This window comes from Qipengyuania sp. ASV99 (assembly GCF_047872805.1).
Lineage (GTDB): Bacteria > Pseudomonadota > Alphaproteobacteria > Sphingomonadales > Sphingomonadaceae > Erythrobacter.
Map to the genome: position 1 here is coordinate 56937 of NZ_JBLQUK010000007.1, position 23110 is coordinate 80046.

21 protein-coding genes are annotated in these 23110 nt (G+C 62.9%); 8 read left to right on the plus strand and 13 right to left on the minus strand.

Annotated features, from left to right (window positions below):
* Nucleotides 1-183: 183 nt before the first annotated feature.
* Nucleotides 184-1296, minus strand: a complete 1113-nt coding sequence (locus tag ACM64M_RS09545) for an alkene reductase (protein WP_416228455.1) — start codon at nucleotides 1294-1296, stop codon at nucleotides 184-186.
* A 68-nt stretch (nucleotides 1297-1364) separates the two neighbouring features.
* Between ACM64M_RS09545 and ACM64M_RS09550 the strand changes: the two genes are divergently transcribed.
* Both ACM64M_RS09550 and ACM64M_RS09555 read left to right on the plus strand, forming a co-directional pair.
* Complete coding sequence (locus ACM64M_RS09550; RefSeq protein ID WP_416228456.1) at nucleotides 1365-2372, plus strand: DMT family transporter; 1008 nt, start codon at nucleotides 1365-1367, stop codon at nucleotides 2370-2372.
* Nucleotides 2369-2662, plus strand: a complete 294-nt coding sequence (locus ACM64M_RS09555) for a GIY-YIG nuclease family protein (RefSeq protein WP_416228457.1) — start codon at nucleotides 2369-2371, stop codon at nucleotides 2660-2662. Before ACM64M_RS09550 ends, ACM64M_RS09555 begins: the two co-directional genes overlap by 4 nt.
* Nucleotides 2663-2759: 97 nt before the next feature.
* On the opposite strand, the gene ACM64M_RS09560 is transcribed toward ACM64M_RS09555, so the two are convergent.
* The 5 genes from ACM64M_RS09560 to ACM64M_RS09580 form a co-directional block, all read right to left on the minus strand.
* The gene (locus ACM64M_RS09560) at nucleotides 2760-2975 is read right to left on the minus strand and encodes a hypothetical protein (RefSeq protein ID WP_416228458.1); all 216 of its coding nucleotides are present in this window, start codon (nucleotides 2973-2975) and stop codon (nucleotides 2760-2762) included.
* 57 nt (nucleotides 2976-3032) lie between these two features.
* A complete protein-coding gene (nadA, locus tag ACM64M_RS09565; RefSeq protein WP_416228459.1) occupies nucleotides 3033-4034 on the minus strand; it encodes a quinolinate synthase NadA in 1002 nt (333 codons plus the stop codon).
* Nucleotides 4035-4100: 66 nt separating this feature from the next.
* A complete protein-coding gene (locus tag ACM64M_RS09570) occupies nucleotides 4101-4889 on the minus strand; it encodes a hypothetical protein (RefSeq protein WP_416228460.1) in 789 nt (262 codons plus the stop codon).
* Nucleotides 4890-4991: 102 nt separating this feature from the next.
* Nucleotides 4992-5681, minus strand: coding sequence for a DUF4230 domain-containing protein (locus tag ACM64M_RS09575; protein ID WP_416228461.1), 690 nt, complete (start codon nucleotides 5679-5681; stop codon nucleotides 4992-4994).
* Nucleotides 5666-6544: an MBL fold metallo-hydrolase gene (locus ACM64M_RS09580; protein WP_416228462.1), complete on the minus strand. Its 879-nt coding sequence runs from the start codon at nucleotides 6542-6544 to the stop codon at nucleotides 5666-5668. The genes ACM64M_RS09575 and ACM64M_RS09580 overlap by 16 nt, the downstream gene beginning before the upstream one ends.
* Nucleotides 6545-6600: 56 nt before the next feature.
* Here ACM64M_RS09580 and glpK point away from each other — a divergent pair, with 56 nt between their 5' ends.
* A complete protein-coding gene (glpK, locus tag ACM64M_RS09585; RefSeq protein ID WP_416228463.1) occupies nucleotides 6601-8085 on the plus strand; it encodes a glycerol kinase GlpK in 1485 nt (494 codons plus the stop codon).
* Here glpK and ACM64M_RS09590 read toward each other — a convergent pair.
* Nucleotides 8082-8555 carry a DUF1465 family protein gene (locus ACM64M_RS09590; RefSeq protein WP_416228464.1) on the minus strand — a complete coding sequence of 158 codons (474 nt, stop codon included), beginning with the start codon at nucleotides 8553-8555 and terminating at the stop codon, nucleotides 8082-8084. The genes glpK and ACM64M_RS09590 overlap by 4 nt on opposite strands.
* A 154-nt stretch (nucleotides 8556-8709) precedes the next feature.
* Entirely contained in the window at nucleotides 8710-8907 is a 198-nt protein-coding gene (locus ACM64M_RS09595; RefSeq protein WP_416228465.1) for a YdcH family protein, read from the minus strand.
* Between the two features lie 293 nt (nucleotides 8908-9200).
* Here ACM64M_RS09595 and ACM64M_RS09600 point away from each other — a divergent pair, with 293 nt between their 5' ends.
* The 5 genes from ACM64M_RS09600 (at nucleotide 9201) to tilS (ending at nucleotide 14990) form a co-directional block, all read left to right on the plus strand.
* Entirely contained in the window at nucleotides 9201-9368 is a 168-nt protein-coding gene (locus tag ACM64M_RS09600) for a YdcH family protein (protein ID WP_416228466.1), read from the plus strand.
* 105 nt (nucleotides 9369-9473) lie between these two features.
* Nucleotides 9474-11744 carry a phosphoenolpyruvate--protein phosphotransferase gene (ptsP, locus tag ACM64M_RS09605; protein ID WP_416228467.1) on the plus strand — a complete coding sequence of 757 codons (2271 nt, stop codon included), beginning with the start codon at nucleotides 9474-9476 and terminating at the stop codon, nucleotides 11742-11744.
* 148 nt (nucleotides 11745-11892) lie between these two features.
* Entirely contained in the window at nucleotides 11893-12765 is an 873-nt protein-coding gene (locus tag ACM64M_RS09610) for a helix-turn-helix domain-containing protein (RefSeq protein WP_416228468.1), read from the plus strand.
* 191 nt (nucleotides 12766-12956) lie between these two features.
* Nucleotides 12957-13940, plus strand: coding sequence for a tetratricopeptide repeat protein (locus ACM64M_RS09615; RefSeq protein WP_416228469.1), 984 nt, complete (start codon nucleotides 12957-12959; stop codon nucleotides 13938-13940).
* 45 nt (nucleotides 13941-13985) lie between these two features.
* On the plus strand, nucleotides 13986-14990 hold the full coding sequence (tilS, locus tag ACM64M_RS09620) for a tRNA lysidine(34) synthetase TilS (protein ID WP_416228470.1): 1005 nt from the start codon (nucleotides 13986-13988) through the stop codon (nucleotides 14988-14990).
* Between the two features lie 20 nt (nucleotides 14991-15010).
* Here the strand turns inward: tilS and ACM64M_RS09625 are convergent, their stop codons facing one another.
* From ACM64M_RS09625 to zwf, 5 genes are all read right to left on the minus strand, one after another.
* Nucleotides 15011-15874 (minus strand): L,D-transpeptidase family protein, encoded by an 864-nt coding sequence (locus tag ACM64M_RS09625; protein ID WP_416228471.1) that lies wholly within the window; start codon nucleotides 15872-15874, stop codon nucleotides 15011-15013.
* 134 nt (nucleotides 15875-16008) lie between these two features.
* Nucleotides 16009-18798, minus strand: coding sequence for a phosphoenolpyruvate carboxylase (locus tag ACM64M_RS09630; RefSeq protein WP_416228472.1), 2790 nt, complete (start codon nucleotides 18796-18798; stop codon nucleotides 16009-16011).
* Nucleotides 18795-19796: a glucokinase gene (locus ACM64M_RS09635; protein ID WP_416228473.1), complete on the minus strand. Its 1002-nt coding sequence runs from the start codon at nucleotides 19794-19796 to the stop codon at nucleotides 18795-18797. The genes ACM64M_RS09630 and ACM64M_RS09635 overlap by 4 nt, the downstream gene beginning before the upstream one ends.
* A 20-nt stretch (nucleotides 19797-19816) precedes the next feature.
* Nucleotides 19817-21634 (minus strand): phosphogluconate dehydratase, encoded by a 1818-nt coding sequence (edd, locus tag ACM64M_RS09640; protein WP_416228474.1) that lies wholly within the window; start codon nucleotides 21632-21634, stop codon nucleotides 19817-19819.
* Nucleotides 21627-23102: a glucose-6-phosphate dehydrogenase gene (gene zwf / locus ACM64M_RS09645; RefSeq protein WP_416228475.1), complete on the minus strand. Its 1476-nt coding sequence runs from the start codon at nucleotides 23100-23102 to the stop codon at nucleotides 21627-21629. Before zwf ends, edd begins: the two co-directional genes overlap by 8 nt.
* Nucleotides 23103-23110: the final 8 nt, after the last annotated feature.

Below are 23110 nucleotides of genomic sequence, written 5' to 3' on the forward strand. Positions count from 1 at the left end.
TAGAAACTTGTGCTAAATCGAAGTCCCACCGATCCTGCCCCCACAGCCAAAATAGTCTCTGAACGATATCAGCTTAGAATGGAATTGCACTGTCTCTCGGAATTTGGTCCGCAACGGGGTCGATTCCCAAACGCAGCTTTTTCCCGGCAGCGCCCGAAGCGGGCACTGCCGGGAGAATAGACCTTACTCTGCTGCTTCGGCCTGTTCTTCCTCCAGCGTCGGATAATCGACGTAACCTTCCGGAATCGGGAAATACCAGCTTTTGGGCACGTCCTTGTTCGGGTTGAAATGCGCGCCCGCTGCGATCCGCTTTTCCAGATCGGGGTTGGAGATATAGGGGCGGCCAAAACTCACCGCGTCGCATTTGCCGCTCGACACATCCGCAGCGGCTTCTGCGGCGGTGTAATCCGAATTGAGGATCAGCGGGCCGGTGTAGATCGAGCGGATCAGCGGGCTTTGCTTGGGCACATCGGTCTGGCCAAAAGTGCCCTCCGGACCGGGTTCGCGCAGTTCTACAAAGGCAAGGCCGAGTTCCTCGCACACTTTGGCCGCTGCGCCAAAGGTGGCGGGCGGGTTGCTGTCATCGGTGCCTTGCGAATCGCCATTGGGCGACAGGCGGATGCCGACGCGGTCCGCGCCCCAGACATCAATGATCGCTTCGAGCACTTCGCGCATGAAGCGGGTGCGGTTTTCGGGGCTGCCGCCATATTCATCGGTGCGCAGATTGGTGCCGTCGCGCAGGAATTGATCGACAAGGTATCCGTTCGCGCCGTGCAATTGCACACCGTCGAAACCCGCCTTCTTGGCGTTTTCGGCAGCGCGGCGGTAGTCGCCAATGGTGCGCTGAATATCTTCATGCGTCATGGCCCGCGCGGTGGCGTATTCACTCTTGCCGGTGGGCGTATGCGCTTCGCCGGGGGCCTTGGTCGCGCTGGCTGAAAAGGGCGCTTCGCCGCCGAGGAAATAGGGGTGGACGATGCGCCCCATGTGCCACAATTGCAGGACGATCAGCCCACCTTCTTCGTGCACGGCCTTGGTCGTCGCTTTCCACGCTTCGGTTTGTTCGTCGCTCCAGATTCCCGGCGCGCTCGGCCAGCCCAGACCCTCGACACTGATGCCGGTTGCCTCGGTCAGGATCATCCCTGCACCGGCGCGCTGGCGGTAATAGGTCGCCATCAGATCGTTGGGCGTGAACATCGGTTCGGCGGCGCGACCGCGCGTGAGCGGGGCCATGAAAATGCGGTTCTTTGCATTCAGCGCGCCCATTGTGAGCGGTTGGAAAAGGACGTCATGCATATGCGGAATTCCTCGGGTTGGGTTTCAATTGGCTATTCACTTGGCGGCGATGGCCTTAAGGCGCAAGGATGGAAATTGAGGGGGCCAGCAAAGACAATCTTTCACCGCCGCGCAGCGCGTTGACGGCGGCATTGCTGCTCGCGGCCTTGCTGGCGGGGAATGTGGCGCTGGCGCTTGGCCCATGGTTTGTCCGCGAAGCTGATACCGGCCCGGTGAGCGCGGGGTTCTGGCGCCTGTTCCTGGCATTGCCGTTTCTGATCGTGTTCGCGCGGGCCAGCGGTCAACGGCTGGGCGGGATGCCGCCGCGCACTTTGGCGCTGGTGGCGCTGGGCGCGGTGACCTTTGCGCTGGATCTGGCGAGCTGGCATGTCGGGATTGGCATGACGCGGCTGGGCAATGCGACGCTGTTCGGCAATGCCGGGTCGATCATCCTGTTGTTCTGGGGATTTATCATCGCCCGGATGCTGCCACGCGGTGCGGAGTGGCTGGCGATCGTATGCGCGCTGGGCGGGGCGGCGATCCTGATGGGTCGCAGCCTTGAAATATCGCCGCTATCGCTGGCGGGCGATCTGTTCTGCCTTGCCGCAGGGGTGCTCTACGCAGTGTATCTGCTCACCTTGCAAGGCGCGCGCGCGCGTTTCGGATCATGGAGCCTGTTGGTGTGGGTCAGCGTGTTTGCCTGCCCGGTGCTATTGGCGCTGGCGCTGGCGCTGGGTGAGCCGGTGTGGCCGACCGACTGGACCCCGGTGGTGGGCCTGTTCGTGGTCAGCCAGCTGATCGGGCAGGGCCTTTTGGTCTATGCGCTGGCGCATTTTCCTCCGCTGGTGATCGGGCTCGCGCTGCTGACTCAGCCTGCGGTCGCGGCGCTATATGGCTGGCTGGCCTTCGGCGAGGTTTTGACGCCGCTGGATATAGCCGGGATGGTGCTGCTGGGAAGCGCGCTGGTGGTGGCGCGGGCGAGCACGAGGAAAGCGGGGCCGGGGATGGTGACTGCGCCTACCTCGTCACCCCAGCCTTCCCCGTCACCCCAGCGAAAGCTGGGGTCTCAAGCGTCAGGTGACGAGGCCAACCCATGAAGCGAGGCGGTCATGTCTACATCATGACCAACAAGCGATATGGCGTGTTGTATGTGGGCGTGACTGCCGACCTCGCGGCACGCGCTACTCAACACCGCGAAGGAACAGGTGGCGAGTTCACGTCGAAATACAGGTGCACCCGCCTCGTCTATGTCGAGGAGTTCGCGACCATCGAAGAGGCCATAACGCGCGAAAAAGCAATGAAAGCATGGAAGCGTGAATGGAAGATCGAAGCGATTGAGGAACAGAACCCGACTTGGGATGATCTCTATCTCAAACTGCTCGCGTGACGCCTGAGACCCCAGCTTTCGCTGGGGTGACGGATTAAGAGAGCAAGCGCCAAACCCACACCACGTCATGCCAGCGAAAGCTGGTATCTAGGGCAGCTTAAATGATAAAACTGAGTGCGGAAGCAGCAATGGCGATTGTGGAAATGACCAAGGAAAGTCGCGCCAGTCGCGTTGACTGACGTGAAGTCAGTTCGTGCTGCGCAAACTCAAGTTGCTGACTCAGCGAATTGACGTTGGGTCCGACGCTATTCAGATAGCCTTTGAGCGTATCTTGGCATTCGACAACCAATGCCTTGATCTCTTTATCAGACATTTCGAACACATTCGCAGATGCAAGTTCCTGAAAATTCCTAGACAAAACCCTACCCCCTCAATCCCCGCTAAACGGCACCTTGCCCAAGTCCCCCAGCCCGACAGTCCCGCCTGCCATTTCCAGCATCCGGTCGAGACTGCGTTTCGCTTTGAGCCTGATCTCTTCCTCGATCTCAATGCGCGGGGTCAGGTCGCGCAGTGCGGTGTACATTTTCTCCATCGTGTTCAGCGCCATGTAGGGGCAGATATTGCAGTTGCAGTTGCCGTCCTCGCCGGGCGCGCCGATGAAAGTCTTTTCGGGCAGCGCCTTTTCCATCTGGTGCATGATGTGCGGCTCGGTCGCGACGATCAGCGTGTCGCCTTCAAAGCTCTGCGCGAATTTCAGGATGCCGCTGGTCGAGCCGACATAATCGGCGTGGTCGATGATCGCGGGCGGGCATTCGGGGTGCGCGGCCACCGGCGCGCCGGGGTGCTGCTCTTTCAGCTTGAGCAGCTCGGTTTCGCTGAAAGCCTCATGCACAATACACACGCCCGGCCAGAGCAGCATCTCGCGGTCAAACTTGCGGCTCAGCCAGCCGCCAAGGTGGCGATCCGGGCCAAAGATGATCTTCTGGTCCTTGGGGATCTGGGACAGGATCGTTTCGGCGCTGGAACTGGTGACGATCACATCGGAGAGCGCCTTAACCTCGGTCGAGCAATTGATATAGGTCAGCGCGATGTGATCGGGATGCGCTTCACGGAAAGCGCGAAATTTATCGGGCGGGCAGCTGTCTTCGAGGCTGCACCCGGCGTCCATGTCGGGCAGGATCACGGTTTTTTGCGGGGAAAGGATCTTGGCCGTGTCAGCCATGAATTTCACGCCGCAAAACAGGATCACATCCGCGTCGGTCTCTGCCGCCTTGCGCGACAATTCGAGGCTGTCGCCGACGAAATCGGCAATGTCCTGAATATCCGGGGTCTGGTAATAATGCGCGAGGATCACCGCATTGCGTGTCTGGCGCAGTCGGTTGATCTCTGCCAGCAGATCGTCGCCGGTGGGAATTTTGGTTTCAATGCTCATGAGGTGACCCCGCTAATATTCATGGCGCGGACATAGGCATTGCTGTGAGGCTTTTCGAGCCTAAAGTCAGCCGGGCATTGGCACCGTTGTATCTGCTTGCATCAGACCCGTCGCATAGTCGGTTATGCCGACGTTCAGCCCGACCCCATTGGCAATCGCATAGATCACCGCGACGCCTGCGACGATCAGCAAGCTTGCCGGATGCACGCGTCCGCTCGCGCGGCGATCAAGCACCAGCAGGAGCACGGCAATCCCGATATGGACGGCAAAGCGAAACAGCTCGAAAGCTTCCCGATTGGCTAGAATTGCGGGGAAGGCCGCGTCCGGTCCGCCCAGCGCGGGGATGATGAGGAACGGCAGGGTGCGGCCCAGCACCGGCTCGTAGATCATCACCATCGAACCCAGCATCAGCCGTTTGTGCCAATCGGTCCGCTTGCGCAGCATCACCGCGCCGCCCACGAACAGGGCGAACATCGCGATGTTGGCATAGCCGAGCATCAGGAAATAGCCCGGCGGAAAGATCGGCGGAACGCGGCCCGCTGCGAATGTAGCGAGGATCGCCGTAATGCCGGTGACCACGGCCAAGATTGCGAGCGCGGCTCCGGCGCGGCCAAGCTGGCGGTGGACTGCAATATTGCCGCTGGTTGCCAGCGTCACCTGCGCGGCAAACACCCCCAGCCACAGCGTCATCACCGCCGCATGGACATGCGTCGCCATTGGCATGGCGGTAATGTCCGTTATCCCGGCAAGGTTGAACGCAGCAAAACCGAGCGCGGCGATGGCCGCAAGCGTCAGGCCAGATCGCCGAAAATAGGAATTCTGCGCCGCAAAAACCTGCGCGGATGTCGTCGCCATGGATTACCCCCCATTCGGGCCACCGAACAGCCCCGCAACCCAGCAAACTTGTGCCCCAATTCGCGCCTTGGTGCAAATGGCGGGGCGGGCTCGGCGCTTCGTCTATTCGGGAGCGCCAGCAAACCGCACTTTGACCCGCGCGCGTTCATGGCCAGCGATTTGCAGCGGCACGGCAAGGTTCTGGCGCACCGCCTCGCGCGCAGCGGTGCGGGCAAGGGCGAGCACTTCGGAGTTCTTCGCAAAGGCCAGTGCCTTGTCGCGCGCGATCCGTGAATTGCTTTCCGACAGCAATTGCTGCGATCCGCCGGTGTTGAGCAGACCGTCGGTGAAAATGCGCGCGCTTGCCTCGTCAAGATTGGGCGCGGAGGTCTGCAATTGCGGCAGAGTCACGGTCAGCGTCTGGCTTTCCTCGTCCCATGCAAAATCGTCTGTATCCATGCCCGACAGGTCGAGCCGGTAGTCGATGCTGGCCGGGATGATCGCGGCCTGTCGCACGCGGCGGAGCGTGATTGGCCCGACCGTCTGTTCATATTCGCTTTCGGCCACGACTTCAAAGCGGCTGGCGAACACGACCAAGGAATTTTGCCGTTCAAACGCGAGCATCGCGCTGGCGACCGGATCGCCTTCTTCCTGATAGAAATAGGCGCGCCAGCCGAGGCCCAGCGCCGCGATCAGCAGCACCGCAGCGAGCAGCGCCAGCGCAGCCTCTCCGCGCCCCGACAATATGCCTCGCTCGCGGGTCATTGGCGGCAGGATTTGCGTGTCTGTTTGCGGTTTCAGATCGTCCGCCAAATTTCGCCCTCCTTTGCGGCGACTCCGCGTTTCTCGAGGTCGATCAGATGCGCGGTCACGCTCATTTCGGCGGCCGGGATAAGGCGCGGGTCGAGCCCCTTGTACATCTCCGGAATGAAGGCTGTGGCACTGCGCGCCTGTTCTCCCATCAAACGCACGATCTGATTTTCGCGCTGACGCCGGTGGCCGATCATGCCGCGCACCAATTGGCGCGGTTTCTCGATCGCGGCCCCGTGCGCGGAATGGTAGACACGGTCTTCGCGCGCCATCAGTTTCTCTAGGCTCGCCATGTAATCACCCATGTCGCCATCTGGCGGGATCACGACGCTCGTGGACCAGCCCATGACGTGATCGCCGGTGAACAGCGCGCCGCTTTCCTCCAGCGCGAAACAAAGATGGTTCGAGGTGTGGCCGGGTGTCGCCACGGCGGTCAGGGTCCAGCCGGTGCCGCGCATTGCCTCACCATCTTCCAGCACCCGGTCGGGCGCATAGGTGGGGTCAAAGGCTTCATCGGCACGCGGTAGATTGCTTTTAAGCACCAGCGGTGCGCAGCCGACCACGGGCGCGCCTGTGCGCGCCGAAAGCGGCGCGGCGGCGGGCGAATGGTCGCGGTGCGTGTGGGTGCACATGATCGCCAGCACCACGCGGTTGCCGATCGCCGCCTCAATGGCGTCCAGATGCGCCGCTTCATCCGGCCCTGGATCAATCACCGCACAATCCGGCCCGTCTTGCTGCCCCACAACGTAAGTCTGCGTGCCGGTGTAGGTGTAGGGTGAGGGATTGGGTGCAAGCACGCGCACCACCAGCGGTTCCAGCTGATCGGCCAGCCCGGTCGGCCAAGGTTTGGGGGGAATATTTGCCATGCGCTTGCATATGGAGGGGGGAATGGGACATGTCACGCCTCAGAAAGAGGAACTTGATGAGCGACTATATCCTTGTCCTGGATGAAGGCACCACTTCGACCCGCGCCATGCTGTTTGCCAGCGACGGCACGCTGGCTGCGAGCGCGCAGGCGGAATTGACGCAGCATTACCCGCAAGGCGGCTGGGTCGAACACGACGCGGCAGAAATCTGGGACAAGACGCTCGCCTGCGCATTGGAAGTGATCCCCAAGGCGGGCGGCCCGGCGATGATCGCGGGGCTGGGAATTACCAATCAGCGCGAAACGGTGGTGGCCTGGGACAAGGAAAGCGGCGAGCCGCTGACCCGCGCGATTGTCTGGCAGGACCGGCGGACAGAGCCGTTCTGCCTTGCCTTGCGTCAAGCGGGACATGAGGCGGAGGTGCAACGCCGCACCGGATTGATGCTCGACCCCTATTTCTCGGGCACCAAGATGCGCTGGATGCTCGACAATGTGCCTGCGGTGCGCGCGGCGGCGGATGCCGGGACGCTGGCATTCGGGACGGTCGAAAGCTGGTTGGTCTACAAGCTAACGAGCGGAGCCAAAGGAGCAGGGGCCCACATCACCGACGCCAGCAATGCCAGCCGCACATTGTTGATGGAGCTGGCGGGATCGAGCTTTGAGAAAGAACTATGCGATCTGTTCGGCGTGCCCATTTCGGCGCTGCCCAAAGTGGTCGATATGGCGGGCAATCTGGCGGCGACTGACCCCAGCCTGTTTGGTTGCGCGATCCCGATCACGGGTCTCGCGGGGGATCAGCAGGCGGCGACCATCGGGCAGGCGTGCCTTGCGCCGGGCCAGACCAAGGCAACTTACGGCACCGGCGCATTCGTGCTCACCAATCAAGGCGCGGCTATCCCGCAATCGGGGCACCGGATGCTCGGCACAGTGCTGTGTCAGATTGCGGGCGAGCGAACCTATGCGATCGAGGGTTCGGTGTTTGTCGCGGGCAGTCTGGTGCAATGGCTGCGCGATTCGCTCGGCATTGTCGAGGTCGCCAGTCAGACCGAGCAACTGGCGCGGTCGATCCCCGACAGCGGCGGGGTGACGATTGTTCCCGCGCTATCGGGGCTGGGCGCGCCGCATTGGAACGCCGATGCGCGCGGGGTTATCACCGGCCTCAGCTTTGCCAGCGGCAAGGCCGAGCTTGCCCGCGCCGCTCTGGAGGCGATGGCGCATCAGACATACGATCTGGCGCGCGCCTTTGCTGCCGATGGAACCGCGTGGGAAACGCTGCGGATTGACGGCGGGATGGCGGCGAATGACTGGATGGCGCAGGACCTTGCCGACATGCTCGGCATTCCGGTTGAGCGGCCCGGCTTTGTTGAAACCACAGCGCTCGGCGCGGCGATGCTGGCGGCCGCAGGGGCTGGGCTGTATCCCGATCTTGCCAGCGCCGCAGCAGCAATGCGCGGGACGCTGACCCGGTTTGAACCGTCAATGGATGAAAAAGTGCGCGAAGAACGGCTGACGCGCTGGCGCAAGGCGCTGGCAGCGATCTAGCCCAAATCGCTCAGCCGCCGCTTCAGGCGGGAATGGATCGCGCGCGCCGGGGATGCCATTTCGAACCCGCTGCGCCATGCCGCATCCAGTCGGGCGATGCGTTGATGCAGCCGCTCGGTTTCGGCAATCAGCTCGCAGGTTTCAGGTTCCAGCACCGCCAGCGCCTTGGGATCGGCGACGCGGTCTGGCGGCAAGGTTCCGTTGCGGCGCACCTGACCTTCGCTGAGTTCGCCCGAAAAGAACGCGCGCTGATTGAGCAGCCAGGCCAGCACATGCATCATCCGGGTCGTGGTCTTCAAGCCTTCGGTCGATAGCGCCAGCCGTGCAGTCGCGTCGTCGGCGTTGTTGATGTCAAATTCCGGTGCCCGCGCGCCGAGCGCGAACACCGCGCGCACGTCATCGGCGAGGATCAGCGCCTCGGTATACAATGCCTCGATAATCGGGCGGGAAAGGTTTGTGGTCCGTGCCATATTTTGCAGGCGCTATGCCTCTTCGGGCCGCTACGCCAGCGGCCTATGGTTACTATCCCTCTGCGATTTTATGGCGTCCCTAATCGGAACAATATCGGCTAGAAATTAACGAGGTCTTGCGCTGCGCCAAAGCCGCGCAAATGAGCCGACATCGTCAGGCGATTATATCGGGCAGCAAGGTGTCCTCGATAATCGCAATCTGATCCTTGAGCCGCAGCTTGCGCTTTTTCAGTCGGGCAACCTGCAACTGATCCACCGATCCAGCGCCGGTTAGCGCCTCAATCGCCGCATCGAGATCGCGATGTTCGGAACGCAGCAATGCGAGGCTTTTCAGAAGCTCTTGCTCATTCATCGGTGAAGTCACTTGCCCCTGATTCAAAGGTGCCCGGAACGGCCGGGCGACAGCTTGCGCCGCGCCGTTACGCTGTTTTGGATGATTCGCCTATTGCTGGCACGGGTGCAAATTCTGGCCACAACTCGCAGCCGGAAATGCACAGGCTGGGCGATTCATCTTTCATCAGCCCTTTACGCCTTAGTCTGACTGTGATTTCATTGAAATCAGCGGCTCGGCCGCATTTTGCCGAGTCGCTCCATGGGGCTGTTCCCTGCCGGGAAATTTGCCCCGTATCGCATAGGAGAACGCATATGGCATCCACCGCAGCTTCATCTCACGTGAACGCTCTCCAAACCAAACATGCCGGCCTCGAAGCCCGACTTCGCGCCGAGCAAGCCCGCCCGGCCCCCGATGCGGCGATGATCCAGGCGATAAAGAAACAAAAGCTGCGATTGAAAGAAGAGATTGCCCGCGCATAAATGCGGGTTACCAGCGGCGGCAACCGCACCGATGTCAGTTCAGGCACCGCGACCGGCAAGTGAACCTTGCCGATTGCGGCTGCGGACCCTAGGCCAGTATCTGCCATGACCGCAGCCGCATCCGCCCGCCAGATTCTCACCCGCCTGCATGAGGTCATGGCCTCGCGTATGCATGCGCAGGGCAAGCTTGACCAAGTGGTCGAGATTATCGGCGAATGCCTGACCTCCGAAGTGTGTTCGATCTACCTTCTGCGCGAAGGGATGCTGGAACTGTTCGCCACGCGCGGCCTCAATCAAAGCGCGGTCCACGTAACCCGGATGGCCATCGGCGAAGGGTTGACCGGGGTGATCGCTGAGACCACGCAAATGCTGAACCTGGCGGAGGCCAAGGCGCATCCCGATTTCCAGTACCGCCCGGAAACCGGCGAGGAAAAATTCCACTCCTTTGCCGGGGTTCCGATCATTTACCGCGAACGCGCGGTCGGGGTGCTGTGTGTCCAGCATCTTGATCCGCGCCGTTACGAAGACATCGAGATCGAAGCGTTGCAAACCACCGCAATGGTCCTGTCCGAACTGATCGCCAATGCCGAACTGGTCGATGACGAGGATGCGCTGGGCCTGTCGGCTGAGATGTCGGGGCAGCAAACGCTCACTGGGCTGACTCTGGTGAAAGGGCTGGGCGCGGGCATCGCCGCCTATCACCAGCCGCGCGTGCAGATCACCCAGATGATGGCCGACGACACTGAGGCCGAACGCGAGCGGGTTTACCGCGCCTTTGCCAAGATGCGCGAACAGATCGACAATCTGACTGGGCAGGCGGAATTCGGCGTCGGCGGCGAACATGAAGAGGTGCTCGAAACCTACAAGATGTTCGCTTACGACGAGGGCTGGTCGCGGCGCATCAACGAAGCGATCGACAGCGGGCTGACGGCAGAGGCCGCGATTGAGCGCGTGCAACAGCACACGCGGATGCGGATGCGCGAGATTGACGATCCGTTGCTCGCCGACCGGATGCACGATCTGGAGGATCTCGCCAATCGGCTGGTGCGGATCGTCGCAGGCCAGATTGGCACCGCGGCGCAGCAGGGGCTGCGCAAGGACACGATCCTGATCGCGCGCAATCTCGGTCCGGCGGAATTGCTCGAATATGACAAGCGGCGGCTCAAGGGGGTGATCCTTGAAGAAGGCTCGCTGACGGCGCATGTGGTGATCGTGGCGCGGGCGATGGGGGTGCCGGTGCTGGGGCGGGCCAAGGGGCTGCGCGGGATTGTGCGCGAGGGCGATGAAATCCTGCTCGACGCGACCGCCGCCACCGCGACCGTGCGGCCGACGGCGCAGGTTGCCGATGCCTTTGCGCAGCGCTTTGCCAAATCGCGCGAGAAGCAGGCCGCCTATGCGAGCCTGCGTGATGTTGAGCCCTTTACCCGCTGCGGCACGCGCATTCAGGTGATGATCAACGCCGGTCTGCGCGACGATATCAGCGCGCTGGCGCTGACCGGGGCGGACGGTGTCGGATTGTTCCGCACCGAATTTCAATTCCTTGTGTCGGCCACCCTGCCGCAGCGCGAGCGGCAGCTCAGGCTTTACCGTGATGTGCTCGATGCAGCCGGCGACAAACCGGTGATTTTCCGCACGGTCGATATCGGCGGGGACAAGGCGGTGCCCTACCTCGCGTCGGATATTGGCGCGAATGATGAAAACCCGGCGATGGGCTGGCGCGCGCTGCGGTTGGCGCTGCACCGCGAAGGGTTGATGAAGGCGCAGGCGCGGGCTTTGCTGGAGGCGGCGGCAGGGCGTTCGCTATATGTCATGTTCCCGATGGTGTCCGAACCCTGGGAATTTGACGCGGCCAAGGCGGTGTTCGAGGATCAACTGCTGTTCCTCCGGTCGCACAAGAAGATGGTGCCCGAACGCATCAATTACGGCGCCATGCTCGAAGTGCCCGCGCTTGCCGAAGTGCTCGATCTGCTGCTGCCCAAATTGAGCTTTCTGTCGATTGGCACCAATGATCTTACGCAGTTCCTGTTTGCAGCCGACCGCGGCAACCCTGCGCTGGCGGAACGCTATGACTGGCTCAGCATCGCTATCTTGCGGTTCCTGCGGCGCGTTGTGATCAGCACCGCCGGAACCGACGTCGACCTGGGCGTGTGCGGCGAAATGGGCGGACGGCGGCTCGAAGCGCTGGCGCTGCTCGCCATCGGTTTCCGCAGGCTCTCGATCACGCCGGCGGCGGTCGGTCCGATCAAGGAATTGGTGCGCAAGGTCGATCTTGCCGAATTGAGCGAGGCGATGACCGCGTGGCTGGCGCAGCCGGGAATCGATCTGCGCGCGCAATTGGGCGCCTGGGCAAGCGAACGCGATATCGAAACAGACTGACGCAGCCCGGCTCTGCCAACCGCCCTTGCGGGGCAGTTCAGCGACGGATCAGGTAAATATTTGTACCTATCCCTTGACAGTGGGTCAGCGACAAAGCTTGAGAGGCAGACATACAAAATGTCAAAAAACCACGATAAGTGGACGGGTCATGGATAGCGAACAGGACAGCACTACCGAAGCGCTGACCGATCTGATGGAATCGGATTCGGCCAGCATCGGCGATCGCCTGCGCGCGGCGCGCGAGGCAAAGCGGCTGGACCTATCGCATATCGCTGCGGAAACGCGGATTCCGCTCCGTCATCTCGAAGCGGTTGAGGCGGGCGATTTCGCTGCACTGCCTTCGCGCACTTATGCCATCGGCTTTGCCCGGAACTATGCTCGCGCGGTCGGCATGGATGAAACCGCCACTGCCAATGCCGTGAGCGAGGAACTGGCCGATGGACAGGCGCGGCGTTCGGCCTTGGCGGGCGGGATGGAGCCCGGCGATCCTGCGAAACTGCCATCGGCGGGTCTGGCATGGTTCGGCGGGATTGCGGCGCTGATCTTTGCCGTCGGCGCGATCTTTTTCTACAACACCTATTTCGGCGCGGGAGCCGATCCCGGCACGCTGATCGCTGAAACAGACACCCAGGCCGCAGGCGGCGATACTGGCGGTCAATCGGGCGCGCTGGCGTCTGCCGGTGATGCCGCTCAGCCACCCGCTGCTTCAGCCGCCCAGCCCGGCGGAAAGGTGGTCTTCACCGCTTTGGAGGACGGCGTCTGGGCGCGCTTTTACGAAGACGGCGGGGAACGCCTGTTCGAAGCGCAAATGTCGAGCGGCGACCGTTATGAACTGCCCGCTGACGCGGCCGATCCGCGGATCAACACCGGGCGCCCCGATGCCCTGTCGATCACGATTGGCGGGCGTCCGGTTCCCAAGCTTTCGGACGAACCCATCACACTGGGGGACACACCGGTTTCTGCAGCGGCGCTGCTGGCCCGTGCCGAATCTGCATCACCCTCGGAAACTGCCAACAACTAGTATCCTCGCCCTGTGATCGCAGAAAGCGCGCACATTCCCCGGATAAGTGGCCCTTCAGGCTCGACTTGCGCAAGGGCCTTCGCCAGAGATTTGGCTGACATTCATCCGCGCTGCGGCATATTCGGCCCAACCGGAAAGAACCGCGACCGGCAAAAAACCGCGTGACGATCAATAAGGGAGCCTGATCCGCCATGAGCCCTCAATCCGCTATCGCCAATCTGCGCCGTCCGGCGACGCTGTTTGGCGCGGTCATTTGCGCCGCAATAATCGCCACCGCACCGGTGCCTGCCATGGCACAGGACGACACCGAAGCCCGCCTGCGCCGTGCAGAGGCCGAAATTCGCGCGCTGCAGCGCTCGGTCTTTCCCGGCGGCGACGGGCGGTTTTTCGAACCGCAGATTTCCGCAGAAGGTTCGGCCGCTAACGGCAATGCACCCGGCAACGCGCCCGGCAATGCTTCCACCACGGCGGTGACCGACATTCTGGCGCGGCTCGATGCGCTTGAAATTCAGCTTCAGCGGCTGACCGCCCTGACGGAGGAAAACACCAACGCGCTGAGCGGACTGGATGCGCGGGTCATCGCGCTCGAATCCGGTCCCGCTGCTGGTGCTCCCGCCGCGGGCGTCGCCGGGGCGACAGACACCAATCTGGCCGCAATGACGGGCGGCGAAGCAGGCGGAGAATCGGGCGGCGAAGCGGGTGTGCAACCGGCGCTTCCTGCCGCGACCGGACCCTCGCCCGAACGCCTCGCCGCGGTGCAGCAAATCACCAAGCCGCAGACCGAAGATCCGGGCGATGATGAATATTCCTATGGCTTTCGCCTTTGGGACGCAGGATTTTTCCCCGAGGCGCGCCAGCAACTGGCCAAATATATCGAGGAACATCCCGATCATTTCCGCATCACCTATGGCCGCAATCTGCTTGGCCGGGCGTTTCTCGATGACGGTATGCCAGAGGAGGCCGCGCGCTGGTTCCTGCGCAATTATCAGGCCGATCGCACCGCCAACCGCGCACCTGACAGCCTGCTATATCTCGCCCAATCCATGATCGAGATGAACGACACGCGCCGCGCCTGCATCGCGCTTTCCGAATTTGGTGAGACCTATCCGGCGGTTGCCAGCGGACGGCTGGCCGATCAATATGAAAGCAATCGCCGCCGCGTAACCTGCGAATAGCGCGCGCAGCGCTGTCAGGGGGCTGTCATTGATACGCCGATTGCCTTGGAGCGGATCGACTCCGATCTGATCGCGCGCTTTGCCAGCGCGGTCGATACGCTGTGGCCCCATGATGAGCGCAGCGGGCCGCTTGGCCTAGCCGTGTCGGGCGGTCCGGACAGCCTCGCGCTGTTGCTGCTCGCGCAGTCGGCAATGCCCGGCGAGATCGCGGCGGTGAGCGTCGATCACGGCCTGCGGGCAGAGGCGGCGAGCGAGGTGGCCTTGGTCGGGGCGCTGAGCGAAAAACTCGGCATTCCCTTTACCGCGATCAGGGTGACCGTCGGCGCGGGCAATGTGCAGGCTATGGCGCGCGATGCACGCTATGCTGCGCTGGCGCATTGGGCGCAGGAAAATGGGATAGGCGCGGTCGCCACCGCGCATCACGCCGACGATCAGGCGGAAACGCTGCTGATGCGGCTGGCGCGCGGCAGCGGACTGTCCGGGCTGGCTGGGGTCAGGGCGTGGAGCCATCTACCCGAAACCGGGATTCCGCTGATCCGCCCTTTGCTCTGGGCGCGCAAATCCGCGTTGGAGGCGGCGGTCGCGGACTGCGGGGTCACCCCGGCGCGCGATCCCTCCAATGCCAATCCGGCGTTTGACCGGGTGCGGGTGCGCCAACATCTGGCCGAGCATGACTGGCTTGATCCCGAAGCGTTGGCAACGAGCGCGCAGCATCTGGCAGAGGGATGGCGCGCGATCGAATGGTATGCCGAGATCGATTGGGAAGAGATGGTCAGCACAGACGATCGCAGCGGCGCTGGCCCCGCGTATGTTTATTACGCCAATGTACCGCGCATCATCCAGATAGAGACGGTGCGACGGATTGTTGCGGCCCTTGGCGGGCAGGTCAGCCGCAGCGAAGCAGGGCGCGCGGCGGACCGCCTATGGCGCGGCCAGAACGCATCGCTCGGCGGTGTGCTGGCGGTCGCCAAGGTCGAAAAAGTGGCAAAGATCGGCGTGGAAATGCGCGTCTGGCGGTTCACTCCGGAACCGCCGCGCGCCGTGCATTAGGGCGCTCTAAAACCGCCGGATCAGGACATGATCTTGTCGCCAATCCCGATCATCTGGCCGCGAGTGATGACCACTCGGTCGCCGCGCTTGGCAATGGCGAACAGTTTTTCCGCAAAGGGATCAGGCACTCCGACGCAGCCATGCGAGGCATAGCCATTCATCACCGGCGAACCGTGGATCGCAATCCCGTCCCAGGTCAGGCGCAAGGTCCAGGGCATGGGCGCATTGTTGTATTTCTCCGAGACATTGTCGCGTTCCTTGGTCAGGATCGGGAAAGTGCCCAGCGGGGTCGGATGCGAGGTCGTGCCGAGCAGCGCCACCGCCGTGCCGATTTCATGCCCGTCGCGGAACACGCTGATGACGCGCGCTTCCAGGTCGACGGTGATGACCAGCGGACCGGTTGCCGGAGCGCGCGATTCGTCCCAGAACCATTCGCCGTAACGGATCGTCCCTTCGATCGGCAGGATGCTTTTGACGACAAACGGATCGTCGCTGACCAGTGTGCGCGCCTGAACCGGAGCGGCTTCTGCCAGTTCCTGCACCTGCGGGTTGGAAATCATCCGCGCCGCCGGGCCGCGCGCGGGTGTGCCGATGCTGACTGCATCATAATCGGATTCATAGACGGGTGCAGGCGGAAGCTCTGGCAAATCCGCTTCGGCGGCGACGGGGATATTATAGGGCTGCGGCAGGCTGGGGTCGATCACCAGGGAATCGCCGCCGGTGGTCGGATCAATCGCGCGGATCGCGGCCTCTGCCACGTTGGCGACTTCGACCGCCGCATCGGCAGCGGCATCGGCAGAGGTCTGCGCCGATGCCAGCGTCGCGCCGCCAGCCAGCAGGCCGAGACCGAGCAAGGCTGCAAATCGAAATTTCGTGAAAGCCATCGCGCCAATTCCCTGTGTCATGGCGCATCTTATGCCGTTTTTTGACGCAAACCACCAGCGGCTAAAGGCGCGCGTCCCTGCGGGGGACGCCGCAGGGGGGCAAAGGTTAACGTGGGCAAGCCCCCCGCGCTTCCTTATCCATGCGCGCCAAACTGGTTGGCAATCGCCACCGACAGCCGCAGCATCAGTGCATAGGCGCGCTCTATCGGGTCGATATAATCACGGGTGATCTGCGAATAGCCATCAGCAGTGGCATCGGGATAATCCGCCGGAGCATCCATCGCAAAATCGCTGGGTGAGGGAAAATGCGTGGGAAACGCGCGGCGCAGCTGGCCCAGTGCGTCCTCGATCCGCAGGCTGAACACCATTTCCAGCACGTCTTCGCGGCTGATGTCGTTGGCTCGGCTGAACACCGGGACCGAGACCGCCTTCAAGAAGATATGTTGCATCAACGCCAGCCGCAGCGATTGCGCCGCGCCGATCATCCTGCGGGTGTTTTCGGTCACCGCATCGGGCTCTTCATCGGGCAAATGGTCAAACAGGCGGTGCAGTTTCAGCGCATCGACCCGCAACCGCGACGCCAGCCGGCGGAACACGCCGGTGCGATCATCCTTGGTCAGATATTCGGCCAGCACTTCGCAAGCCGCCGACAGATGCGGTTCGGTCCCGCGATAGGGGCGCGTTGCCCAATAGGCCGAATTGAACAATTCGCCATGCGCCGCGACCGTCTTTACGCTCGCCAGCGCGTTGGAGGCGCGCACCAGCCGCAGGATCTGCTGCCCGCGCTCGCTCTCGCTGAGCAAGGCGGCGACCTCTTCGTAATTGCCATCCGCCGCGCTGCCCAGACCGGCGATGACATTCACCGGATAGCCCAATTGCTGGAGGATCGAATTGTGCGGGATCGCGCGGATTTGCCGCAGGTTCATGTCGCGGTCTGCCGACAGGTCAGACTGGCGGCGCGACACGCGGCTGCCGGTCGGATTAAGCAGCCCGAGACCGAACGCGGTTACCGCGCGGCTATAGGTGGCGCTGTGAAGATGTTCCTGTTGATGCGCGCGCACCGCGCGGTAGAAATCGAGGCTGATATCGGTGCGGGTGTAGAATGGATCGGTGTTTTCGCTGCTCGCATTGGGGCTTTCGCAGATGATCCGCGTCAATGTTGCCCGCGCCAGCTCCGGTCCGCGAAAGAACACATAGCCGTCGCCGCCCTGAAAACTGACTTCGGGTTCCAGCGCGATCCCAGCCTGGGCAAAGCGGCTGCGCGCCCAGGGGCTCAGCGGCCAGGTCAGCCGGTCGGCAAACCCCGATGGATGCGCGCCCCGGCCCATGCTTTCACCGTGGGTGTTGAAAATCAGCGCGCGCGTGCCCGTAAGCCCATTGCGGGCCATCGCCTGCGCAAGCCGCCCTTGCAGCCGCTCAATCGCAAGGCTGGCCGGAATTTGCCCGACAAACCGCCCGGCATCGGAAAACCCGGTCTGGATACAGACCCGTCCGCGTGTGCGGGCATAGGATTGATAATGCGGCTCCGCGCACAGCGCCTCCAGAAAGCGCCCGCCATGTTCCAGCGCGCTTTCGGTTTCGAACAGGGGCGAAATATCAACCTTGTCCTCAATCCCGAACGCCCGCGCAAAATAGAGCGCGGCGAGAATGGTGGAGGGCTGTTCACATTCGGCGATCAGCATCCGGATCGGCGTGTCCGCGTCAATATGGCCAAGGATCTGCGCCATCGCGAGGAACAACCGGGTCGCGGTTGAGCTTTCGATGGCGATGCTGGCAAAATTGGTGCGGCGCGGCTGAACCTCGCCCAGCATCCGGCGCAAGGTTGCCATCGCGCCCTTGCTGGCCAGATCCAATTGCGGGGTCTCATGCAGATGCACGCGGATCGCATTGTGCAATTGCTTGGCGTTTACGCGGAAATGCACATGCGCCATGCCCAGCCCATCGGCGCGCATACTCGCTGCCAGAGTCTTGAGTGCGGCGGCGCGGGCCACGTCGTCGCTGCTGCGGGCCTCATCCTCGAGCGCCGCGATCACTGGCGTGAGTGTGGTCAGTTTGGCCGGGTCATCGGCGGTCAGCCGGTTGGCGGCGACGGAGAGATCAGCGGGGTCGCTCAGATCATCGGCAAATCCCGCCGCGCAGGCTGCGGTGTGTTCGCCCGCCGCGCGCAAAGTGCCGAGCACCGGATGCGCCGCGTCAATCGCCGCCAGCGCAGCAGCATAACGGTCCAGCCGCATCGCCTTTTCCTGAAGCCGGAAGCGGATCGACGTGTACCATTTGATATCGGTGCGCCCGTCCATGTCATACCCGACCCAGGTCGCAAACCGGAATGGCAGCGGCGCGGCATCGTGCCATTGTTCGGGCCACTGCGCGGCGGCATGGCTCAGCGCCTGATGGACGATATCGGCGCGCGCATCCTGAGCATCGGCGATGGCTGCCATCGCCTGATCGTGTTCATATTGCAGCGTCACGGCGGGGCGCTCGTCGCCGCTGGAGCAAGTTTCCTTGCCGATTTTGCTGCCTTTGACCGCCGCATCAGCGACCGCGCCGGTTTGCTGCGGGGTGAGCAGGAAAGTCGGATGCGCGGTAAAGACTGCGTGCAGGCGCGGGCTTTCCCAGCGAGCGCGAAATGTCTCGAAATCTGTGTCGCGCGCCAGAACCTGCGCCAAAGCGGTGCGATTGGCCGCAGGGTCAATCGGTGTCACCAGCCGTTCCAGCCGTTTGGCCCGCGCTTTCAGGCTGTGCGATTCCAACTCTTCGACGAGCGCCTCCACCGCCGCGAGGTCCATCGCACCGCTTTCGATACGGCGTGACAGGTCCAGCCCAAGTTGGAACACCGGATTGAACAGCGGCGTTTCGCGGGTGCGGACGTGCAATTCCTGCAACCGCTCGCTCAAATGGGTGATCGACGTCAGCGGAAGGGTCATGCCGTTTGGTCCTTGAAATAGGTCTGGGCAAAGGCAGCCGCCGCGCCGAGCAGGCCGGGCTGCGGATGGGTGATTAGCTTGACCGGCAGGCTCGCCATGAGTGCGGCGAAGCGGCCCTTGGCGCAGAACCTTTCGGCAAAACCGGATGCCAGCAATGTTTCGCGGATGCGGTAACCCAGACCGCCTGCAATGACCACTCCGCTGGCCCCCTGCACCAGGGCGATATTGCCCGCCGCCGATCCGAGCGCGAGGCAGAACCGGTCGACCGCCGCCGCCGCCAGACTGTTCTCGCCGCTGACCCCGGCGGTCCAGATGGCAACATCGTCGAGCTCCACGACCGCGCGCCCTTCCATCGCGGCGAGCGCTTCGTAAATGTCGACAATCGCTGGACCGGACACGACCCGTTCGGTCGAAACCCGGTTGTGTCGTTTGCGCAGCCGGGCAAGCAGCGCATCCTCGATTGAATCGAGCGGGGCGAAATCGCCGTGCCCGCCCTCGGTCGCCTGCACCCGGTATGTGCCCCCGCCTTCCGGCGTGCCATCGCGCCAGAATTGCGCCACGCCCAGCCCGGTGCCGGGTCCAAGCACACTGATTGTGCCATGTGTGGGCAGGTCGGTTTCTGGGCCGGTGAGATGCAGGAACTGATCCGCAGGCGCGCGCGCCGCGGCATGGGCGACGGCTTCAAAATCATTGACGATCAGATGCCGCACGCAGCCCAGCTTTTCGCGGATCAGAGGCGGACGGATGATCCATGGGTTGTTGGTGAAGCGGATGATATCGGGTTTTATCTGGCCCGCCACCGCCATTGCCAGATCATCGGGCAGCGCGCCGCCCATACGCTCGCGGTAATCCTCCCACGCGGTCTGAAAACTGGCGTGGGTGGCGGTGTGCAAGGTTGCCGGTTCGCTGAGTTCGATGGTGCCATCGGAGCTGATGCTGGCAATGGCAAAACGCGCATGGGTGCCGCCAATATCGACCGCAACGATATCGTGGCTCATCTTTTCCCCCCGCTCACCGATTACAGCCCGGCGCTGGCGAGCATGGCCGATGCGCCCATTTCCGCGCCGTCGGCGTGATCCTGCATCATGCGGAACAATTCGCGCCCCACGCCCCATTCGATCGGTGGTTCATCTGCAGGCGCGCGGGCGGCGAGGTCGGCAGTCGTCGAAAGCTCGCCTGTCGCCGCGCAGACCCTTACCATGTCGCCGTCCTGCAAATAGCTGAGCGGGCCGGGCACGCCGTGCTTTGCCTTGGCCTCCGGCGTGACATGGATGGCGGCAGGAACTTTGCCCGATGCGCCCGACATGCGACCATCTGTGACCAGCGCAACACGGTGACCCCGGTCTTGCAGCACGCCGAGCGACGGGGTCAGCCCGTGAAGTTCGGGCATGCCATTGGCGCGCGGCCCCTGAAACCGGACCACCACCACGACATCGCGGTCAAGCTCGCCCGCCTTGAACGCGGCGACAACATCGGCCTGGGTGTGGAACACGCGGCATGGCGCCTCGATAGTCCAGCGTTCCTGAGCCACGGATGAGGATTTGAAACAGGCGCGGCCAAGATTGCCGGCGAGCAATTTCATGCCCCCATCGCTCTGGAACGGCGCGCTGGCGGGGCGAAGCATCGTATCGTCGCGGCTGGTTTCGACGCGGGACCATTGCAGCGCCTCGTCCTGCCAGACCGGTTCGGCGGTGTAGGCATCAAACCCATCTTCCCACACGGTCAGAATATCGCGGTGCGCCAGCCCAGCGTTCAACAATTCGCCAATGACATAGCCCATGCCGCCCGCGGCGTGGAATTGGTTCACATCGCCTGCGCCATTGGGATAGACCCGCGCCAGCAGCGGCACGACGCTGGAAAGTTCGGCCATGTCGTTCCAGTCGATGCGGACGCCCGCCGCGCGCGCCATCGCGGGCAAGTGGATTGCGTGGTTGGTCGATCCGCCGGTGGCAAGCAGGCCGACACAGGCGTTGATGATCGCCTTTTCATCGACCACCTGCGCCAGCGTGCGGGTGGTGGTGCCCGATAGCTTCGCCAGCCGGTGCACCGCCGCGCGGTCCAGCGCCTGCCGCAGTTTGCTGCCCGGCAGCACGAATGCCGCGCCGGGCACATGCAGCCCCATCATCTCCATCATCATCTGATTGGAATTGGCGGTGCCATAAAACGTGCAGGTGCCCGGCGAATGATAGGACGCCAGCTCGCTTTCGAGCAGCGCATCGCGTCCGACTTCGCCCGCTGCGAATTTCTGCCGGGTCTCTTGCTTCTGCTTGTTGGAAATGCCTGAGGGCATCGGGCCGGAGGGGACGAAGATCGCGGGCAGATGGCCGAACCGCAGCGCGCCGATCACCAGACCGGGCACGATCTTGTCGCAAATGCCCAGCAATGCCGCCCCGTCATACATCTGATGCGAGAGCGCAACGGCGGCGGCCATGGCGATGTTGTCGCGGCTGAACAGCGACAGCTCCATCCCGTCCTCACCCTGAGTCACGCCGTCGCACATCGCCGGAGTGCCGCCCGCGACCTGCGCGGTTGCGCCGACTTCGCGGGCGTAGATCTTCATCCGGTCGGGATAGCGGCCATAGGGCTGATGCGCCGACAGCATATCGTTATAGGCGGTGACGATGCCGATGTTCGGGCCGCGCCCGTCTTTCAGCCGCTCCTGATCCTCCAGCGCCCCGGCAAAGGCGTGGGCAAGCACCGAACACGAAACCGCCCCGCGTTCGGGCCGCCGGTCGCCTTCGCGTTTCATCAGTTCGAGATAGGCGGCACGGCTTGCTTGCGAGTTTTCAATCACTCGCTGCGTGACGCGGTGAATGGTGTCGTTGAGGTCACTCATGCCAGCTTACTCCGTCGCGTTCGGTCAGGGCAATCGCCGCGCTCGGCCCCCAACTGCCTGCGGTGTAGGTCTTGGGCGTGACCCCTTTCGCGTCCCATTCGGCGCGGATGGCGTCGATCCATTGCCACTGCGCCTCTACCTCGTCGCGGCGCACGAACAATGTCTGATCGCCCTTGATCAGGTCTAGCAGCAGCCGTTCATAGGCGATCCGCCGCTGATGTTCGGCAAAGGCATCCGGCATGGCGATCTGCAAGGGCACCTCGCGCAGGCGCACGCCGTTTTCGTCCAGCCCCGGCACCTTGCCCATCAAGGACAGGGTGATGTCCTCTTCGGGTTGAATTCCGATCAGCAGCTTATTGGGCATCAATCCCGCGCCCGTTTGCAGCTTCTGGCCTTCAAAAATCGAATGCGGCACGCAGCGGAATTGCACGAGGATTTCGGTCACGCGTTCGGGCAGGCGTTTGCCGGTGCGCAGGTAAAAGGGCACGCCTTTCCAACGCCAATTGTCGACATGCGCCTTGATCGCGGTAAATGTTTCGGTGGTGCTGGGTTTGCCCAGCTCTTCGTCATAGCCGGGCACGGCCTGACCCAGAATGGCACCCGCGCGGTATTGCCCGGTTACCGTTTCGCTGGCGAGCGCGGGGCGCAGCGCGCGCAGCACCTTCACCTTTTCATCGCGCACTGCGGTCGCATCGAAACTGGTCGGCGGCTCCATCGCCACCAGCGCCAGCAATTGCAGCATGTGGTTCTGCACCATATCGCGCAGCGCGCCCGCATCGTCGTAAAAGGTTACGCGCCCTTCCAATCCGACCGTCTCCGCGACGGTGATCTGAACGTGTTCGATGACGTTGGAATTCCAGATCGGTTCGAACAATATATTGGCAAAGCGCAGCGCCAGCAGGTTCTGCACCGTCTCCTTGCCCAGATAATGGTCGATCCGGAAAATGCGGTTCTCGGGAAAGGCGTCCGCCACCGCGTCGTTGATCTCAGCCGAAGTGGCGAGATCGGTGCCGAGCGGCTTTTCAAGGCACATGCGCACCCGTTCGCCGGTCAATCCGGCGTGTTTCAGTCCCGCGATAGTGGGACCAAACAGGCTGGGCGCGGTGGACAGGAAAATCGCCAGCCCGCCTTCTGCATCATCAGCGCCGCGCCCCGCTTCGGCGACCTTTTGTGCCAGCGCGTCGAACCCATCAATGCTGGAGGCATCAAGCTGTTGATAGGACAATCGGGCCAGAAACCGCGCCATGTCGCCGCGCCGTTCGGCGGGCAGGAATTCCTCCAGCGCCGCGCGCGCCATGTCGCGGAATTCGGACTCGTCGATCTCGCTGCGGGCGGTGCCGATGATGGCGAGGTTTTCGGGCAGCAAACCATCGGCATCCAGCGCGCACAGGCTGGGCAATAACTTGCGCCGCGAAAGGTCCCCCGTGGCCCCAAACAGCAACAATCGATCAGCGGCGAATTCGGTCATCTTGGTCT

Coding starts and splice junctions, on each gene's coding strand:
- ACM64M_RS09545 (WP_416228455.1), bottom strand. CDS start 1,296: ATGCATGACGTCCTTTTCCAACCGCTCACAATGGGCGCGCTGAATGCA.
- ACM64M_RS09550 (WP_416228456.1), top strand. CDS start 1,365: ATGGAAATTGAGGGGGCCAGCAAAGACAATCTTTCACCGCCGCGCAGC.
- ACM64M_RS09555 (WP_416228457.1), top strand. CDS start 2,369: ATGAAGCGAGGCGGTCATGTCTACATCATGACCAACAAGCGATATGGC.
- ACM64M_RS09560 (WP_416228458.1), bottom strand. CDS start 2,975: ATGTCTGATAAAGAGATCAAGGCATTGGTTGTCGAATGCCAAGATACG.
- nadA (WP_416228459.1), bottom strand. CDS start 4,034: ATGAGCATTGAAACCAAAATTCCCACCGGCGACGATCTGCTGGCAGAG.
- ACM64M_RS09570 (WP_416228460.1), bottom strand. CDS start 4,889: ATGGCGACGACATCCGCGCAGGTTTTTGCGGCGCAGAATTCCTATTTT.
- ACM64M_RS09580 (WP_416228462.1), bottom strand. CDS start 6,544: ATGGCAAATATTCCCCCCAAACCTTGGCCGACCGGGCTGGCCGATCAG.
- glpK (WP_416228463.1), top strand. CDS start 6,601: ATGAGCGACTATATCCTTGTCCTGGATGAAGGCACCACTTCGACCCGC.
- ACM64M_RS09590 (WP_416228464.1), bottom strand. CDS start 8,555: ATGGCACGGACCACAAACCTTTCCCGCCCGATTATCGAGGCATTGTAT.
- ACM64M_RS09595 (WP_416228465.1), bottom strand. CDS start 8,907: ATGAATGAGCAAGAGCTTCTGAAAAGCCTCGCATTGCTGCGTTCCGAA.
- ACM64M_RS09600 (WP_416228466.1), top strand. CDS start 9,201: ATGGCATCCACCGCAGCTTCATCTCACGTGAACGCTCTCCAAACCAAA.
- ptsP (WP_416228467.1), top strand. CDS start 9,474: ATGACCGCAGCCGCATCCGCCCGCCAGATTCTCACCCGCCTGCATGAG.
- ACM64M_RS09610 (WP_416228468.1), top strand. CDS start 11,893: ATGGATAGCGAACAGGACAGCACTACCGAAGCGCTGACCGATCTGATG.
- ACM64M_RS09615 (WP_416228469.1), top strand. CDS start 12,957: ATGAGCCCTCAATCCGCTATCGCCAATCTGCGCCGTCCGGCGACGCTG.
- ACM64M_RS09625 (WP_416228471.1), bottom strand. CDS start 15,874: ATGGCTTTCACGAAATTTCGATTTGCAGCCTTGCTCGGTCTCGGCCTG.
- ACM64M_RS09630 (WP_416228472.1), bottom strand. CDS start 18,798: ATGACCCTTCCGCTGACGTCGATCACCCATTTGAGCGAGCGGTTGCAG.
- ACM64M_RS09635 (WP_416228473.1), bottom strand. CDS start 19,796: ATGAGCCACGATATCGTTGCGGTCGATATTGGCGGCACCCATGCGCGT.
- edd (WP_416228474.1), bottom strand. CDS start 21,634: ATGAGTGACCTCAACGACACCATTCACCGCGTCACGCAGCGAGTGATT.
- zwf (WP_416228475.1), bottom strand. CDS start 23,102: ATGACCGAATTCGCCGCTGATCGATTGTTGCTGTTTGGGGCCACGGGG.